This is a genomic window from Methylobacterium sp. EM32 (assembly GCF_040593685.1).
Taxonomy (GTDB): Bacteria; Pseudomonadota; Alphaproteobacteria; order Rhizobiales; family Beijerinckiaceae; genus Methylobacterium.
The window spans coordinates 22779-39342 of record NZ_JBEXZS010000091.1 but is presented as its reverse complement, the minus strand read 5'-3'; the positions used below and the strand labels follow the sequence as shown (position 1 = coordinate 39342).

18 protein-coding genes are annotated in these 16564 nt (G+C 70.5%); 4 read left to right on the top strand and 14 right to left on the bottom strand.

Annotated elements, in window-relative coordinates; translation table 11 throughout:
• Positions 1–800: 800 nt before the first annotated feature.
• Positions 801–1685 (bottom strand): LysR substrate-binding domain-containing protein, encoded by an 885-nt coding sequence (locus tag ABZT49_RS13445; RefSeq protein WP_355286563.1) that lies wholly within the window; start codon positions 1683–1685, stop codon positions 801–803.
• Positions 1686–1804: 119 nt separating this feature from the next.
• On the opposite strand from ABZT49_RS13445, the gene ABZT49_RS13440 reads away from it, so the two are divergent.
• A complete protein-coding gene (locus ABZT49_RS13440; RefSeq protein ID WP_355286562.1) occupies positions 1805–2200 on the top strand; it encodes a tautomerase family protein in 396 nt (131 codons plus the stop codon).
• A 141-nt stretch (positions 2201–2341) separates the two neighbouring features.
• Here ABZT49_RS13440 and ABZT49_RS13435 read toward each other — a convergent pair whose 3' ends face one another.
• From ABZT49_RS13435 to ABZT49_RS13420, 4 genes are all read right to left on the bottom strand, one after another.
• Positions 2342–3088, bottom strand: a complete 747-nt coding sequence (locus ABZT49_RS13435) for a glutaredoxin (RefSeq protein WP_355286561.1) — start codon at positions 3086–3088, stop codon at positions 2342–2344.
• An 80-nt stretch (positions 3089–3168) separates the two neighbouring features.
• The gene (locus ABZT49_RS13430) at positions 3169–3579 is read right to left on the bottom strand and encodes a DUF305 domain-containing protein (protein ID WP_355286560.1); all 411 of its coding nucleotides are present in this window, start codon (positions 3577–3579) and stop codon (positions 3169–3171) included.
• A 210-nt stretch (positions 3580–3789) separates the two neighbouring features.
• Entirely contained in the window at positions 3790–4236 is a 447-nt protein-coding gene (locus ABZT49_RS13425) for a hypothetical protein (RefSeq protein WP_355286559.1), read from the bottom strand.
• A 184-nt stretch (positions 4237–4420) separates the two neighbouring features.
• Positions 4421–4876, bottom strand: a complete 456-nt coding sequence (locus tag ABZT49_RS13420) for a GNAT family N-acetyltransferase (RefSeq protein WP_355286558.1) — start codon at positions 4874–4876, stop codon at positions 4421–4423.
• A 143-nt stretch (positions 4877–5019) separates the two neighbouring features.
• Between ABZT49_RS13420 and ABZT49_RS13415 the strand changes: the two genes are divergently transcribed.
• Positions 5020–6039, top strand: a complete 1020-nt coding sequence (locus ABZT49_RS13415; protein WP_355286557.1) for a chemotaxis protein CheB — start codon at positions 5020–5022, stop codon at positions 6037–6039.
• Between the two features lie 350 nt (positions 6040–6389).
• On the opposite strand, the gene ABZT49_RS13410 is transcribed toward ABZT49_RS13415, so the two are convergent.
• Entirely contained in the window at positions 6390–7286 is an 897-nt protein-coding gene (locus ABZT49_RS13410; RefSeq protein WP_355286556.1) for a hypothetical protein, read from the bottom strand.
• Between the two features lie 190 nt (positions 7287–7476).
• Between ABZT49_RS13410 and ABZT49_RS13405 the strand changes: the two genes are divergently transcribed.
• Positions 7477–8538, top strand: a complete 1062-nt coding sequence (locus tag ABZT49_RS13405) for a patatin-like phospholipase family protein (RefSeq protein WP_355286555.1) — start codon at positions 7477–7479, stop codon at positions 8536–8538.
• A 141-nt stretch (positions 8539–8679) separates the two neighbouring features.
• On the opposite strand, the gene ABZT49_RS13400 is transcribed toward ABZT49_RS13405, so the two are convergent.
• Together ABZT49_RS13400 and ABZT49_RS13395 are read right to left on the bottom strand one after the other, a co-directional pair.
• Positions 8680–9111 carry a CBS domain-containing protein gene (locus tag ABZT49_RS13400; RefSeq protein WP_355286554.1) on the bottom strand — a complete coding sequence of 144 codons (432 nt, stop codon included), beginning with the start codon at positions 9109–9111 and terminating at the stop codon, positions 8680–8682.
• 265 nt (positions 9112–9376) lie between these two features.
• A complete protein-coding gene (locus tag ABZT49_RS13395; RefSeq protein WP_355286553.1) occupies positions 9377–10195 on the bottom strand; it encodes a rhomboid family intramembrane serine protease in 819 nt (272 codons plus the stop codon).
• A 497-nt stretch (positions 10196–10692) separates the two neighbouring features.
• On the opposite strand from ABZT49_RS13395, the gene ABZT49_RS13390 reads away from it, so the two are divergent.
• Complete coding sequence (locus ABZT49_RS13390) at positions 10693–11295, top strand: PAS domain-containing protein (RefSeq protein ID WP_355286552.1); 603 nt, start codon at positions 10693–10695, stop codon at positions 11293–11295.
• Between the two features lie 205 nt (positions 11296–11500).
• Here the strand turns inward: ABZT49_RS13390 and ABZT49_RS13385 are convergent, their stop codons facing one another.
• From ABZT49_RS13385 to ABZT49_RS13360, 6 genes are all read right to left on the bottom strand, one after another.
• Positions 11501–11869: a hypothetical protein gene (locus ABZT49_RS13385; protein WP_355286551.1), complete on the bottom strand. Its 369-nt coding sequence runs from the start codon at positions 11867–11869 to the stop codon at positions 11501–11503.
• Positions 11870–11938: 69 nt separating this feature from the next.
• A complete protein-coding gene (locus ABZT49_RS13380; RefSeq protein WP_355286550.1) occupies positions 11939–13876 on the bottom strand; it encodes an alpha/beta hydrolase domain-containing protein in 1938 nt (645 codons plus the stop codon).
• A 295-nt stretch (positions 13877–14171) separates the two neighbouring features.
• Positions 14172–14873 carry an NUDIX hydrolase gene (locus ABZT49_RS13375; RefSeq protein WP_355286549.1) on the bottom strand — a complete coding sequence of 234 codons (702 nt, stop codon included), beginning with the start codon at positions 14871–14873 and terminating at the stop codon, positions 14172–14174.
• Positions 14873–15775 carry a PhzF family phenazine biosynthesis protein gene (locus tag ABZT49_RS13370; RefSeq protein WP_355286548.1) on the bottom strand — a complete coding sequence of 301 codons (903 nt, stop codon included), beginning with the start codon at positions 15773–15775 and terminating at the stop codon, positions 14873–14875. Before ABZT49_RS13370 ends, ABZT49_RS13375 begins: the two co-directional genes overlap by 1 nt.
• Positions 15776–15909: 134 nt before the next feature.
• Positions 15910–16209: a BrnA antitoxin family protein gene (locus tag ABZT49_RS13365; RefSeq protein WP_355286547.1), complete on the bottom strand. Its 300-nt coding sequence runs from the start codon at positions 16207–16209 to the stop codon at positions 15910–15912.
• Between the two features lie 13 nt (positions 16210–16222).
• Positions 16223–16555, bottom strand: a complete 333-nt coding sequence (locus ABZT49_RS13360) for a BrnT family toxin (protein ID WP_407943498.1) — start codon at positions 16553–16555, stop codon at positions 16223–16225.
• Positions 16556–16564 lie beyond the last annotated feature (9 nt).

The following is a 16564-nucleotide window of genomic DNA, read 5'->3' as shown; positions in this document are numbered from 1 at the left end:
GCTATACTCTTCGAAGCGGACCTTTGAGATGGGTGAGATCAATGTCTGCATGGGGTCAGGACCGGCGGTTCGGGCCGGGGTGAACGCCAACCTCGCCCTACCGAGCCCGACGCTCGGCTCGAAAAGTCATCGCCACAGTTGCGGAAGTGCGAGCAGGTACCGACAACACCGATACGTCATCGGCGGGGATGCCTGTCGATGGCCGCTGCCGACCAATGTGATGGCGTCAACTCCGGTGGACAAGCAAATCAGACAGGCCGGGTTGGTTGCGGCGCGCCGAACCGCCTTCGCCATGTCGATGGATTACGCCACCGCGTTCACGGATTTTCCATCGCCAAGTCGCGAAGGCCTTTCGAGTTAGGCATGCGTATGTCCCCGGGGAGCTTGAGGCGAAGTACGCCGCCTACCGTAAAGCGCTTGCGTGGATCGACTCCGAGATCGGGGGGCTCGCAGGGCAGCTGCTCGCCCCTGAATAAGAGCAAGTCGGACCCCTGAGTCGCAATGGGACCTACCAAGGCAGTCTGGACACGCGGTACAAAGGGCTGGTACAAAGTGTGCGAAGAGCCGAACGCGAAACCACTGAGTTTGTTGAGTTTTTTAGTCTGATTGGACAGTCCCTCCCTCTCCGCCAGGCTTGCTGAAAGCGCAGTTCTCTCAGTAAGTTGCTACCTCGTACCGGCTTTGCACGGCCCGCCTGGACCGTATCCCATAGCGTGGTGCCGCTGAGGCGAAGAACCACGATGACCGGAAGCGCTGGACTGGCCGGGCTGCAAGCTTCGGCAGGCTGACAGGCGCTCGCATCACCCGACCTGCTCCCGAATCGTCTCGAGGAAAATTTCGCTCAGCCGCGTGACGGCCGGCGACAGCTCGGCTTCCGCCTGATGCAGCGTCAGCTTTGCGTTCGGCAGGGCCGGCAGGCCGGTCGAGGCGGGATCGAGCACGCACACCGTCTTCGGCAAGCCGATGGCCGTCCGCGCGGTGATGCCGAGCCCTCCTTCGGCCGCGGCCCACATGCCCGAGAGGCTGGGACTCGTGAAGACCAGGCGCCACGGCAACCCGCCTTCGTCCAGGGCGGCCACGGCCGCGGACCGGAACGTGCAAGGCGGCGCGAAGGCCGCGAGCGGGACTGGCTCCCGGCCGAGGCTCGCGAGACCCGGCCAATCGGGCTGGCCAACCCAGTGGATCGGCACCTCGCCGACCCGCCGCGCGTGCGGAGCGTCGCCGCCGTCGCCCCAGACCAGCGCGATGTCGAGATCGCCCTTCAGCGTCTTCTCGATCAGGTGCGCGCCGAGCCCGACCTGAACTTCGATGAGCACCCGCGGATAGGCGCGGGAGAACCGCTTGAGCACCGCCGGGAGCCAGCTCTCGGCGAAATCCTGCGCGAGGCCGAGACGCGCCCAACCTTCGAGCTCCGTGCCACGCAGGCGATCGACCGCCTCGTCGTTGAGATCCAGCAGCCGCTTGGCGTAGCCGAGCAGGCTCTCGCCGGCGGCCGTCAGCGCGAGGCCGCGCCCGGCCTTCTGCACGAGAGGCTGCCCGACCTGCTCTTCCAGCTTCCGCAATTGCGTACTGACGGCGGATTGCGACCGGCCCAGACGCTCGGCCGCCCGGGCAAAGCTGCCGAGTTCGAACCCGGTCACGAAGGTTCGCAGCACGTCCATGTCGAGGTTGGTGCGGAGGGCCATTGTTCGATATTGCCGATGCATAACTTCGAAAGTTTCAAATTTTTGGAATTATCGTGGTCGCCTATGGATGGGGCGTCAACCCGCTGCGGCGCGACGCCATCCTCCCGAGGACCAATTCAATGCCCCTCGTCCGCATCTCGCTCCTCCGAGGCCAGTCGCCGGAGCACATCCGTGCCATTTCCGATGGCGTCCATCGCGGCTTGATGGAGGCCTACGGTGTGCCGGCCGACGATCGCTTCCAGCTCATCCACCAGCACGCGCGTGACGAGCTGGTCTACGACGCCGATTACCTCGGCCTTCACCGCACCGACGAGATCGTGATCGTCAACATCATCGCCGGGAACTGGCGGAATACGGCGCAGAAGAAGGCGCTCTACCGGGCGATCACCGACAATCTCGTCGAGAACCCCGGCCTGCGCCCGGAGGACGTCCTCATCGTCCTCTCGCCGAACGAGCGGGACGAGTGGTCCTTCGGCAACGGCGTGGCGTCCTACGTCAAGGACGACGCGGCCTGACCATCCCGCGACCGTATTGGATGCCGCCCGCATCGGGATACGGCGGCGGCGAGACGATCCCGCGACGGCCGGCCAGGGTCGGTCGAAGGTCCAGCGGCAGCCCCGGGATCGTCGGCGCCCCCGACGGAGACGCCGTGGCGCTCACGCATGCATCGCCAGCATCCAGACCGCCATGGCGACCATCATCAGGTTCTCGGTCAGCGAGACGAAGCCGAGCGGCACCTTGCTCGATCCGCCGACGCAGGCGCACTTGATCTCGCGCTTGTCGACGTAGACCGCCTTGAACACCGAGACGGCGCCGACCGTGCCGATGAACAGGGCGACCGGGATCGACAGCCAGTTCATGGTGCCCGCCACCATCAGGATGCCGGCGATGCCTTCCAGGAACGGATAGGCGTAGGCGTAGCGGACCCAGCGTTGGCCGAGCAGGTCGTAGCCGAGGAACATCGACGAGAAGCTCTCGATGTCCTGCAGCTTGAGGAGCGCCAGGACGCACATGCTGAAGGCGACGAACCACTCGGCCGCGCGCAACGTGAACGGCGTGCCGTCGGCGGCGTAGCTGGCCGCCAGCGCCATCGCGGCCGTCATGGCGAACACCGCGACGACAGGCGTGTAGGTCGTCGTCGCCGGGTCGTTGGCCGCCTGGCCGAAACGGCGTCGCAGGTCGTCGTAGCCGCCGACCCGCGCGCCGTCGATGAAGGTCTGCGGCGTCGACTTGACCTGATGCTCCGCCTTGAAGCGGTCGGTCTCCTCGCGGGTGGTGAGCCAGTGGTCCTCGACCGCGAAGCCCTGGCGTTCGAGAAGATCCTTGGCCTTCAGCCCGTACGGGCAGAGGTGCTTGTCCATCACCATGCGGTAGAGGACGGCCTTGGGGGCGGTGGCGGGCATGTCGGTCTCCTGAAACGGTCGGTCTTGCGGGAAGAAGCGGGCCGGGACGGCCTCGACGGGATCTCCGGCCCGCGCGGCGGCTACCGGCCGTGCCGCTTCAGCCACGCCGCCATGGCAGCGATCTCCTTCTCCTGGTCGTCGATGATCGTCTGCGCCATCGCCCGGGTCTCGGGATCCTTGGCATGGGCCAGCGCGACCTTCGCCATGGCGACCGCGCCTCTGTGGTGCGGGATCATGTGCGTGCGGAAATCGACGTCCGGGTCGCCCGTATAGGCGACGTCCATGTCCGCCATCATTGCCCGGTCGGCGGCCTTGAAGTCCCGGGTGGCGGCATCGTCCTTGGGGTTCGCCGCGCCCATCCCGTGGCCGGACGTGCTGCCGGACGTGCTGCCGGACCGAGCCCCGTGATCGTGCGGGCTCTGCGCGAGAGCGGGGCCGGCGAGGTTGGCCGACAGGAGAAGGATGGCGGCAAGGGTGCGAGAATCGATCATAGATGGCTCTCTCTGGAAGGGAGTTGGACGGGCCGGCCGGGATGGCCCGCGGGACGGGCGGCGATCGGCCGGGGCCGTGGGCCGCCGGAAACGGCGTCGGCGGCAGGCGGACGGGATCGGGTGAGCGGGATGTCCCGCGCCTCGGGCCCGGGATGCGCCAATCGCGGCGGACGCAATCCGGGCGTCGCGCGCCTTCAGGCACGCCTCATCTCACGCGAGGGTTCGTGGGGGTCTGGGCAGGGCCTCGGGCCCGGCGCCGGCGCGGCCCGGGACGTCGCGCGGGCGCAATCTGGCACCCCGGAACGGGAGCGGCGCCGGACCGGCTGAGCCGGACAGGATGCCGGTGGCGCAACAGGCCATCGTTCCGCAGCAGCGGACCCGGCAGGGCCCGGGGCAGCAATTCCCGTGCTCGACCGGTGCGACGGCGGCGATCCGGAGCGCGGTCCTCGACCAGGCCGGGGTCTCGGCCCGGATGATGGGGCGAGCCGGAGCGGTCGCAGCAACCGCCTTCGCCGGGACGGCCCGCCCCTGCATCGTGGCCGCAGGAGCGTGACGCCCGTGCCCCTCATGCGCCTGGACGGCGGACGGCGCGAGGTGGGCGAGGATCGCGAGGATCACCGCCGCCATCAGGCGCACGATCGGCCGGTCGGGGGTCATGGGGCTGGCTTGCACCTGCGCGGGCGACGGGGTCGTGCCCATCGTCGGGGCGTGACCGTTCGCCCACAAGGTCGGCCTCGGGGTCCGGTGTTTCAAGAGGCGGCGGATCCCGGTCGCGCCCAGCCGCGATCGGTCGTCGCCGGATCGGCGGCGCACCGATGCCGACGGGCCCTGCCGAGGTGGATCAGCCCGCCATCATCGCCCGATGCGGCATGCCGCCATCCATGAAGTCCGGGCCGAAGGCGACGAAGCCGAGTGTCTCATAGAAGCCGAGCTTGTCGGTCTGGGCCGTGAGGAGGAAGCGGTCGACGCCGATCTGCCGGCAATGCGCCATCGCGCAGAGCATCATCCGCCGGGCGATGCCCGATCCGCGCCGGTCGCGACGCACGGCGACGCGGCCGATCTTGGCCTGCTCGGGACTCTCGGCATGCTCCGGCTTGAAGACGACCCGCAGCGTTCCGACGACCTCCCCCTCGGCGAGGGTGACGAAGTGGGTGGCGACCGGATCATCCCCGTCGATCTCCTCGTCGGCCGGCACGCCCTGCTCGACGACGAAGACCTCGTGCCGAAGCGCCATGGCGGCCTCACCGAGAATCGAGGCGGCCGGTACCCGGACGATTCGGGTGTCCGATGCTGACATCGCTTCCCTGCCCTCCTTCCGGCCGCGGCCGGTGCTCGGCCTACCTTAAGGCCCGCGCGCCCGCCGCTCCAGGCCCCGGCGAACCGAGCCACGTCGTGCAGTTCTCGGGCGTTGGCCGATGTGACGCACCGGAGGATTCGCGCATGGACAATCGGGACATCGTCGTCATCGGCGGCTCGTCGGGGGCGACCGCTCCGCTGAAGACGATCCTCGGCGCCCTGCCGGCGGATTTCCCTGCGGCCCTGTTCATCGTGCTGCACATCCCCGCCCGCAGCCTCGGCCTGCTCGCGACCGTGACCGCCGCGGCGGGCCGCCTGCCGGTCCACGCGGCGACCGACGGCATGGCGATCCGGCCCGGCACCGTCACGCTCGGCGTGCCGGACTACCACCTCATCCTGACGGAGACGGGGATCCGGCTCGGACGTGGCCCGCGCGAGAACATGGCGCGGCCCTCGATCGATCCGCTGTTCCGCTCGGCGGCGGCGGCCTACGGGCCCCGCGTCATCGGCGTCCTGCTGAGCGGTCTCCTGAACGACGGCGCCTCGGGCCTGGAGGCGATCAAGCGCTGCGGCGGGCTCACGCTGGTGCAGGATCCCGCCGAGGCCCTGGCCGACGAGATGCCGCGCAGCGCCCTCGCGGCGCTGGAGGTCGACCTCACGCTGCCGGCTGCCCGCATCGGCGACGTCCTGTCGGAGCTGGTGCGCGATCGAGCCGGGCCGCGCCTGCCGATCTCGCCGGAGCTCCGCCTCGAGGTCGACATCGCGGCGGGCGCGCGCATCGACAGCGACGTGCTGCGCCGCCTGGCCGATCCCGCGCCGATCACCTGCCCGCAATGCGGCGGCGTCCTCTCGCAGATGCGGGACGCCAAGCCCCTGCGGTTCCGCTGCCAGGTCGGCCACGCCCTCTCCGCCGAGGCCGTCGCCAAGGAGCAGGAGACCGCCGTCGACGAGGCGATGCGGGTGGCCCTGCGCATCATCGAGGAGCGGGCGGAGCTCGTCCGGCGCATGGGGCGGGACGCGCGCGAGGCCGGGCGCAAAGCGGTTGCGACGCTGTACGAGGAGCGCGCCGCCGAGTACCGCCGCTACGCCGAGACGATCCGCAAGGCGGTCCTCAAGCGGCCCTCGCCCGAGCCCTCGGGCGACGAGGGCGCCCAGGACAACTGACTTCACCCACGATTGCAGCGCCGCGGCACACGACGGCTTGGTTTGCTTGCGCATACTGCACGTCCCATTCGCGACCTCATCCTGAGGTGCGAGTGAAACGAGCCTCGAAGGAGGGCTCCAGAAGTCTCCGAGCGAGCTGGAGGCCTCTTTCGAGGCTCACTTCAGGATGAGGTCGCGCGTGTGAGAGAGAAAGCTGTCGGCTCTACGCCCCAGTCCTTTACGATGCAGCACCGCGATCGGATGGTGGTCTAGGGCACTTCACGATCGCGTTGCAATCGCGAAGCGCTTTGAGTCTTTGATTGTGCCGCATTGTCTTCGACGAACCGGTGTCCACTTCGTCGGAAAATGCTCTAGAACTCCACCCCCAGCTTCACCCGCACCGCGTGGCGCTCGAAGTGGCTCAGATCGAGGGGGCGGCGGGTCTGGCCCTCCGTGCGATCGCGCCCGGCGACTTGGCCGGCATAGGCCAGCGTCACGAAGGCCTTGTCCGACAGCCGCCGGTAGAGCAGCGGGCCGAGCGTCAGCGCCCTTCCCTCGAAGCGGTTGAGGAAGGCGCCGTCATAGGCCCGCAGGTAGCGGAGTTCCGGGCCGAGGAAGGTGTCGGCATCGAGCCGGAACGCCAGCGCGTTCGACCACAGGAAGGTCGAGGAGCGGTCGGTCTCGCGCGCTCCCCGCAAGGTGCCGACGGTTGGCTCGACGCTGAGGTTCATGCCGTACCAGACCTTGTCGGGCACCAGCCTCAGATCGAGCTGGAGCACGCTTTCCATGTCGAAGATGTCGGCGCCCCGTCCCTCGACCGCCAGCACCCGGGCGAAGCGCGGGCGCAGCTCGATCGCGAGGCCGAGGGGCTGCGCGTCGCCGCCCTTGAGGAACTGGTACTTCAGCTCGATCCCGACTCCGTCGAAGCTGCCGTTGTCCTTGTCCGGCAGGTCGGCGGCGCCGCGCACCCGGCGGGCGTCGCCGAACAGGCCGAACTCGACGCTGACCGCGTCGGTCGGGTCGAATTGGTAGCTGAGCTTGGTGTTGGCGACGGCGTAGCGGGCCGGTCCCGCGTCGCCCCGCCGCTTGCCGGCACGGCCCACGGTGTCGAGCAGGATCTCCTGTTCGCCCTTGCGGCCGATGGTCGACCCTTCGGTGAAGCCGAACAGGTTCTCGGTATCGACGTCGCTCTCCTCCCCGGCCGCGGCGGGCTGCGCCAGCGCGGCGGCGAGCAGGGCGCCGCGGACGATGCGGCCGGGTCCCATCATGTCTCTCGGCGGTGTCCCCGACCTCTCGCAGCGATGTGGCACGGGCCTGCACACCGCTGCAAGGCTGCGAGCCGAGGCCGGGCTCCGCCATCCTCCCCCTAAACGGTGATGAAACCTTCGCCGTTGACGAACGCTTGATGGATCCAGGCCACACTGGAATCCGGGACAGGCCCGGCAGAGGTCAGGCGCCATGATGTGGGACGGCATCGCACTCTTCTCCGGCGCGCCGGTACGGCGCTCAGCGGACGGCGTGCTGGGTGCCGCGGGTGTTCCCGATTCCAAGTCCAAGCCCCCCGAGCACAAGCCGCCCCGCCGGGCGAAGGTCGGGCTGGCGCTCGGCGGCGGGGCCGCCCGGGGCTGGTCGCATATCGGGGCGATCGAGGTCCTGCGGGAGGCGGGCATCGCCATCGACGTGGTGGCGGGCTGCTCGATCGGGGCGGCGGTGGGCGCCTGCCACGCCGCCGGCAAGCTCTCGGAGCTGCGCGACTTCGCCCTGTCGCTGACCAAGCGCCGGGTGATGGGCCTGCTCGATTTCCACATCAGCGGCTCGGGGCTGATCGCCGGCGAGCGCCTGCGGCGGCTGCTCGAGCGCGACCTCGGCAGCTCCCGGATCGAGGACCTGCCGCTGACCTTCGCGGCGGTGGCGACCGAGCTCGGCAGCGGCCACGAGATCTGGCTCACCCGCGGCGGCCTCGTCGAGGCGGTGCGCGCGTCCTACGCCCTGCCGGGCATCTTCGATCCGGTGAAGATTGGCGGGCGCTGGCTGATGGACGGGGCGCTGGTCAATCCGGTACCGGTGACGGCGGCCCGCGCCCTCGGCGCCGACGTGGTCCTGTGCGTCAACCTCAACGGCGACATGCGGGTGCGCGGCACGGTGATCCAGTCGCACGGGGCGGAAGCCGCCGACGCGGTGATGGAGGCCGCCGCCGAGGCCGTGGCACTCCCGGACGAGCCGCGGCGCTGGCCGCTGATCGGCGGCCGGCGCCAGAAGCCGAAGCCCCGGCCGGAGGCCGGCGCGCCGAGCGGCATCGCCAGCGTGATGGTGGATGCCTTCAACATCACGCAGGACCGGATCTCGCGCTCGCGGCTAGCCGGCGACCCGCCCGACGTGATGATCAACCCGAAGCTCGCCCAGATGGGCCTGTTCGAGTTCCACCGCGCCGAGGAATGCATCGAGCTCGGCCGCCAGGCGACCCGGCGGATGCTGCCGGAGATCCACGAGATGATCGCCGCGGCGGTGACGCCGGTGTGAGGTGGTTCCGGCAGCGAGCCCGGAGCGGGATCCCATCGCTCCGCGATCGGATCCCGCTCCAGGCCATCGCCTTGGCCGCATTTTCTGCGACGAACCGGGATCCACTTCGTCGGGAAAATGCTCTGGCCGCTGCCGGAGCCGTCAGGCGGTCGCGATGTACTCGCGCAGGGCCCGGTGCTCGGCCTCGACCGATTCGATGCGGTGCTTGACCACGTCGCCGATCGACACGAGGCCGACCAGGCGGCCGTCCTCGACCACCGGAACGTGGCGGAAGCGCCCGTCGGTCATCAGCTCCATCACCTCGTCGATGGCGGTGGCGCGGGTGCAGCACACCACCTTGGCGGTCATGTGCCGGGAGACCGGCGCCTCGAGCGCCGCGCCGCCGCCGCGGACCACCGCCCGGATGATGTCGCGCTCCGAGAGCATGCCGAGGACATTCTGGCCGGCATCGCTCACCACCAGGGCGCCGATGCCCTTCTCGGTCAGGAGCGCCGCCGCCTCCGCCAGCGTGCGGTGGGGCTGGACGGTCACCACGGTGCGGCCCTTCTGCGACAGGATGCGCGCAACGGTCATCAACACCTCCCTGCTAGAGCATTGTCCGACGAAGCGGGGACCGGTTCGTCGAAGACAATGCGGCACAATCGAAGACTCGAGCAGTGTACGGTCGCGCTGCGACCGTACACTGCTCGAGGCCCCGCCGGCTTCGTGGCGTTCCGGGCGGGGCGATCGTTCGGGGGGGAGTGTGTGACCGCGCGCCGATCGAGGCAAGCACCCCGGAGGTCGAAGAGAAACAATCTTCGCGGGAGACCCGGTCTCCCGCCGCGACCTCTCGCCTGACTCAGCGGCGCCCGAGGCGATCGACCAGGGGCAGCAGCAGGAAACCGACGACGAACCCGCCGAGATGCGCGTCCCAGGCGACCGCGGAGTCGCTCAGGCCCAGCGGCAGGGCGGCGAGGCCGAACAGCAGGTTGGTGACGAACCAGATCGCCAGGAACACCACCGCCGAGCGGTTGCGCAGGAGTTCGGGGATGGTCTGCAGCCGCGTCGGCACCGGGCGCTGCCACGGCACGGCGCCGGCGCCGGCCGGCTCGACCGGCTGGAAGGCGAAGCGCACCGCCGCCGCCATCAGCCCCGAGACCCCGGCCGAGGCGCCGATCAGCGGCACGGTGCTCAGGGGGTCGATGAGGACATGGAGGAAGCCGCCGGCGGCGGTCGAGACCAGGGCGATCAGGCCGTAGCGCCAGGCGCCGCAGCGCCGCGCCACCGGCGTGCCGAAGGCCGCAAGCCAGACGCTGTTGAGGAGCACGTGGGCCCAGGAGCCGTGCAGGAGCGCGTAGGACGCGAAGGTCCAGGGCATCGCGCCCGGATCGGCCACGAGGTAAGCCGCGAAGGCCTTGCGCGCCTCGACCTCAAGGGCGCCGCCCCCCGCGGCGGCGGCGGTCCGGATCACGTCGGCGGCCCGGTCGGGGTCGAGGGCGAGGGTCCAGCGCGCCGGCACCAGGGCGAGGTCGAGGAGCAGGGTGATGTCCCAGACGTCGGGCAGCACCTGCCGCACGGCGTGGATCAGCACCAGGATCCCGACCGAGGCGGTGACCACGGCGGGCATGTTGAACACCGGCACGCGCGGCGGTCGCGGGAGGTCGGGGGTGGCATCCATCTCGGCACCATTGCGGGGCCCACGGCCCGACCGCAAGGGCGACCGCTGCCGCGGGCCCGGCGCACCCCCGAAAAGAGGACGCCATGTTCGAAAAAACATGGTCCGGCGGACAAAAAAAGGGAGAGCGTCGCCGCTCTCCCCGAAAGAGGGTGACTCCGCGCCCGACCGCTCTGCAGCCGTCCGCGAAACGCCGTCAGGACCGTGACGACGCGGACCGTGAACCGGCCCTCACCCCTTGGTATGCGGGCGGGCATAGGGTGGGCTCTCCGCCCCTGCCAGCCCGAAATCACCGTCGCCGACGACAATCGCGCAGGTGTGGGAGAAACGCAACATTTATGACTTGGTAACCTTAATCAAACCTTACGCCTTTGCAGCTCGGCTGTTCGGCATACGGTCTGCTGAACCGAATCAGTCGAACCGGCCGCCGTCCCGAAACGGGACAGCGGCCGGCGACCCCAGGACAGTCCGACCCCAAGACCGTGCCAGACCGAGACGCCATGAAGCACCCGACCAGCCGCATGCTCCACGCCTACTGGAACGGCCTGCGCGGCGCCCGCGCCGCACCGGAGCGGGGCGAGATCGAGCCCGGCGAGATCCGCCACGTCCTGGCCGACAGCCTGATCCTCGAGATCGACGCCCCCCGGCACGCCGCCACGGTGCGGCTCGCCGGCACCCGGCTCTGCGCGCTGTTCGGGGCCGAGCTGCGGGGCCTTTCCTTCGCGAGCCTGTGGGGCGAGGCGCCGGCCGCCGATCCGTGGCGGCTCGTCGAGGTGGTGATCCAGGACACTACCGGCGTGGTGGTCGGCCTCGTCGGGGTGACGGAGGCCGGGGAGACGATCGACCTCGAATTGCTGCTCCTGCCCCTGCGCCACCGCGGCAAGACCCAGGCCCGGGTGATCGGCTCGCTGTCGCCGGCGGTGATCCCGACCTGGCTGGGCCTGCGCCCGATCGTGGCCCTGCGCACCGTGTCCCTGCGGATCCTCATCCCCGAGGCGAATGCCGCCCCCGCCCCGCTCGCGGCGCCCCCGCCGGCGGCCAACGACGAGCCGGGCCTGGAGCGCCGCAAGCGCTTCGTGGTGCATCGCGGTGGGCGGCTGTGAGCGGATCTGTATCGCCTGGCCCATACGGCATGCGACCGTAGAATGCAGGGCATACCGGTCTGTTCACCTCTCTCGGCGGTCTGAAACCCCGCAGGGGCATTCCGGGCGGCGCAGCGGAGCCCGGAATGACGCGGCGTATCTTCATACCGTTGAGGGAAGCGAACCGGCTCTCAACCGTTCGGTAAGCCGGGCGAAGCCGTCCACGTCACCCCGCATCCCGCAACCTGTCCCCAGCCTCGCCATATCCTGACGCCACCGCCGCACGGTTGACGATGCCGCGGCTGAGCGTGACCCATTCGAGGTCGTTGATCGCCTTCACCAGCCGCTCGCGCTCGGGCATGTCAGCGTCGTCACCAGGCGCCGCCTCGGCAAGGTTCACGGCGGCGATCAGGACCTGGTCGCGGCCGTCCTCGATGCGGGGGTCGCGCTCGACATGGCCGCGCACGTCGTCGTCGAAGCGCTTGATGACCGCCCAGGGCAGCGCCTCGGCGCTGCATCCCGACGGGTAGCCCCGGGCAATGAGCCGGGCTTGGGCGGCGGCCTCCCGGACGAGTTCGACGAGCTTGGCGGCCATGGCCCCTCCCTACCGGCACTTGCGGAGCGGGAACCCGCGGGAACGCCCGCGGGTCCCGCGGCGGATTCATCAGCGCGCCAGGAGCCCCTCCCCGGCCGCCTTCTCCATCGCCTCGGCATCCGCCGGCAGCAGCGTGCGCTCGGCCACCATCCGCTCGGCCGCCGCCGTCACCGCCGCCGCGTAGGCGCCCTCGGTCGGGTAGCGCTCCTCCAGCGAGACCCGCGGATCGTTCGCGGCCTTCGCCGCCGCCCGCGTCTCGGGGAAGGCGAGAACGCCGCCCTTCTGGTTGCACAGGGTGTCGGCGGCGACGCCGCGGGTCGGGTTCCAGGCGGTATAGGTCGCCCGCGGCGCCTCGATCAGCGGCAGGCGGATCCCCGCCAGCGTGTTGCCGTCGGGATCGACCTTCGGCAGCAGCACGGGATAGGTGCCGCGCACCACCGGCGGATCACCGGGTTCCACCCACTGGGCCGGGTTGTAGAGGCCGGTATAGGGCAGGCCGGGAATCGGCGGGTAGAGATGGGCGGGCGATCCCAGCGTGCCGTCGGCCCGCGACGGATAGCGGCTCGCCGGCGGCGCGACGCCGTCGGTGATCCAAGACTCGAGTGCGGCGAGGAGAGCGCGGGACGCCGCCCCGGCATGGACCGGGCTGACCGGCAGGGCGCAACCGGGCAGGCTAGCGGTCGTCGCGTCGGGATCCGCGAAATGCGGCGCGCCGGTCACCATGTAGACCCGGACCTCCGGCGGCTGGGGGAGGTCGGCGCCGCTTGTGTCGGTGGTCACGAGCGCACCGCGGGAGCCCCACAGCTCGTACTCGCTATCGACATGCATCAGGCGCGGGCAGGTATTGGTCAGGCGGCAGCGCAGGAACAGGCCGTCGCGCTTGCCCGTGAGCGCATCGGTGGTGGTCGCGTAGGCGAAGGGGAACTGGTCCGCGGGGTAGTAGCGGTCGAGATGGGGACCGGGATTGCGGCCGGGCTGGGCGAAGCGGGCATTGGTGAAGCTGCGCCGGCTGCCGGCGATGTGCGGCATCATCCCGTCGAATACCATCCGGCCCTGCTCGTCCTCGTTGAGGCCGAGATAGAGCACGTCGCGCAGGACCCGGCCCGATTGCGAGATGCCGAAACCGACCGCCCGGTCGATGGTGCCGTGGCCGTCCCGCGCGAGCGGGTTCCGGTCGCCCGTCTCGTGGCGCAGGAAGGTCGCGACGTCGCGGATCGCCGCGAGGCCCAAGCCCATCACCGCCGGGTCGCGGGCGGTGTAGCTCAATTCATAGAGGGCGCTGCCGTCGAAGCCCTTGGGCCGCGTGATCTCGATGCGCTTTGCGTCGAGGTAGCGGAACGACAGGTCGGCGGGCGTGGTGCGCGGATCCTCCGGCTTCGCCCGCACGGTGAGACGGGCCTTTGCCGGATCGAGGTCGGCGGCGGGCCAGGTCAGCGGCGCGGCGATCGGCGAGGTGGTGTTCTCGAAGCTCCACTCCTCGCGCGACGGGCCGGTGAGTCCGGAGAGCACCGGCAGGCGGATACCCATCCCGTTTCCCGGCGCGATGTCGCCCTGCCAGCCGATCCAGGCCAGCGTGTAGCCGCGCGACAGAAGGAAGCCCCGGCCGGCATCGCCCGCCTGTTCGAGCCGGCTCGACGCCGCGGTCGAGGCGCCCTCGAAGAGGGGGCCGATCAGCTTGCGGCCGCGATTGGGGATCTCGACGAGGAGGAGCCCGTTGGGGTGCTCGGGGCGCAGCAGCACCACGTCGGCCACCGCCTCGACCCGGCCCGCGGCGTTGCGGGGCGCGAGCGCCAGGTCGGCGATGACCGCGTTGTGGGGGTCAGTCGGATCGAGGGCGATGGTCGCCCGGCCGGTGATTTTTTCTGCCTGGCCGCGCTCGCCGAAGCGGCGACCCTGCAGGGCGGGCTTCTCCGCCGCCACGGTCTCGAACCGCGTCACCTCCGCGCCGGCTGGCCCGGCGGCGAGGCCGCAGCCGAGCATCGCCAGGGCCACGGCCCTCGGCATCATTCGCAGATGTCGCAAAAGTGGTGGCCGGTTTTGCGACAAAAATCTGCGGCAAAACAATAGCCTAAGCGGGCGAAGCGTTGGCCTGTCAACGCAAGTCTGCTTAGTCATCGCTGGACTCCCCTGGCGGCGCCACGGACGGGCGCCTTCGGGAGGACAGTAACGGTGCGGCACCCGGCATGGAACCGATTCCACCGCCGGGCTGCCCCGCGCGATTTCGTGTCTCCCACAAAACTCCCGGTCGCCACCATCGCTCGCTCTGGCGAGGCCGGTGCAGCGGGAGTTTTGTGAGGTGCAACTAGGCGGCCAGCACGCTCGCGAGGTAATGCCGGACGAAGCCGGGCATCCGTGCGGGATCGAGGTCCGCCGCCGCGCGCACCCCGACGATGGCCGACAGCTCCGGCTCAGCCTCCGCCGCGAGGTGGGCAGAGATGCCCGCCCGCACGGCAGCCTCGTCCTCGGCGAGCTGCACAGGGCGCAACAGAGCCATCAGGCCGCCGTCGCGCACGATCACCCAGCCGGGATCCGGCCCCGCCGGGGCGACGAGGCCGGTCTCCTCCCGCAATTCGCGCAACGCGCTCGCTGCGAGGTCGACCTCTCCGTCGGGGCCGATATCGGTCGGGTCCGGCGTGCCGCAGGGGAAGTAGACCCGCCCGGCGGCCGCCGTGTGCGGGCCCATCTCGCCGAGGAGGAAGATCCCATCCCGGGTGCGCGGCACCGCCGCCGCGAAGACGTTGAGGACGCTCCCGTCGGGAAAGCCCCAGTCCTTCAGGGCGGTGAGGGCGGCGTAGTCGGCCTCGAACAGCTCGGCGTCGAGCACGCCGTCGGTCAGCGTCCAGCGGCGCAGCATCAGCACCGTGCCGTTGAACATCGCCGGGCGGGCCGCCCGCCGCTCGTCCCAATGGGCCATGATGGCGGCCCGGTGGTCGCGGGCCCAGGGCCAGTCATGGGCGACCATCCGGGCCTCGACCCGGCGGGCCGGAGTGAGGGTGAGGCTCATCAGAGGTGCAGCACGCCCTCGGAGACCAGCACGGCGCTGCCGCCGATCTCGGCCGCACGCAGGGCACCGTCCTCGATCGTGAGCTGGAGCGCGATCTCGCTCGGCCGGCCCATCTCGAACCCCTGCGCGATGACGAGGTCGTGGGTGCCGCTGCCCAGGGGCTCGAACTGCATCAAGGCTCCGGCGAAGGCCGCGACCGCGCCGCCGGTCGCCGGATCCTCGGCGATGCCGGCGGCGGGGGCGAACATCCGGGCCCGGAAGCTGTGGCCCGCCTCGCCGGTCTCGCCGGTATAGAGGAAGACCTTCGCGCCTTGCCCGAGGGCCTGCACCATCGCCTCGGCGCTGGTGCGGGCCCGCGCCAGGGCGTCGAGCCCCTGCACCGGCACGAGGTGGAACGGCGTGCCGGCGCTGTAGCGGCTCGGCCGGTGGCGGGCATAGCCGATCTCGGACGGCGACAGGCCGAGCGCCCCGGCGAGCACCGTCGCGTCCGGCTCCTCGCCCCAGCTCTCCGGCAGGCGCGGCAGGCGGAAGCGCGCGCGGCCTCTCCCCTCCCCGGTCTCGACCACGCAGGGCACCACCCCGACCTGCTCCTCGAGGCCGAACGCCACCGCGTCGGCGATCTCCGCCCGCCGGTCGCCGAGGGCGAGCAGCACCGCGGTGCCGACGGTCGGGTGGCCTGCGAAGGCCAGCTCCTGGGTCGGCGTGAAGATCCGCAGCCGCGCCCGGTGCCGGGCCTCGGAGGGCGGCAGCACGAACACCGTCTCCGACAGGTTGAACTCGCCAGCGATGGCCTGCATCGCGGCATCGTCCAGCCCCTCGGCGTCGAGCACCACCGCCAGCGGGTTGCCGGCCAAAGCGGTGTCGGTGAACACGTCCAGGGTGGCGTAGCGGCGTGCGGGCATCCGGGTCTCGTCCTTTCCGAAGCTCAGTCGCGCGAGGCAGCACGGATCGGGCCGGCGGTGCAAGTCCCGGGGATCGGGGGACGGTCACGCCGAGCGCCGTTACGGCAGTTTCGCGAAGCAGCCATAGCGGCACGTCAACCGCTTTGCCCCAGCCGCTTCGCGGCACGCTTGACCGTCTCGTTGATCCGGGTCTGCCAGCCCGGGCCCGTGGCCCTGAAGGCCGCCAGGGCCTCCGGGTCGAGCCGCAGCGTGACCTGCACCAGCCGGCTCGGCGACTTCGGCCGCCCCCGCTTCGTGAGAGCTTCGAACACGGCCGCCGGCAGCACCTCGCGGGCGGGCCGCATCCGGCCGAGTTCTTCATCCGTCATCTCACGGGCATCCGGATCCGCTTTCATCCGGGCCTGAAGCTCAGCCTCCTCGGCGTCGCTCAGCATCGGGACCGTAGGCTTACTCGGATCGTGCGGCATAGGCTCTCCTCTCGCGGTTGCTGGCTGTTCGCAGGCTGATGGCTGAGATAGCCTCCGTGCCGAGGAGCGAGAAGGTGAGCGTGACGAGCTTGCCGTCGAGATATCCCGTCGCAATGTACCGGGCGCCGCCGGATGAGCTGCCGTAGCTCTCGCTGATCGCCGCGGTTTCCCATTCGAAGCGATCACGGGCATCCGCGAAATCGAGTCCGTGGCCGGCCGGCGGCGGCCGACGATTCCTCTCTCGCTTAGGCTCGTCCCAGACCATCCGCATGTATTTTCTGTAACTCCAGAAAATAAGGGTGGCAAGCTGCAACGGCGGCGA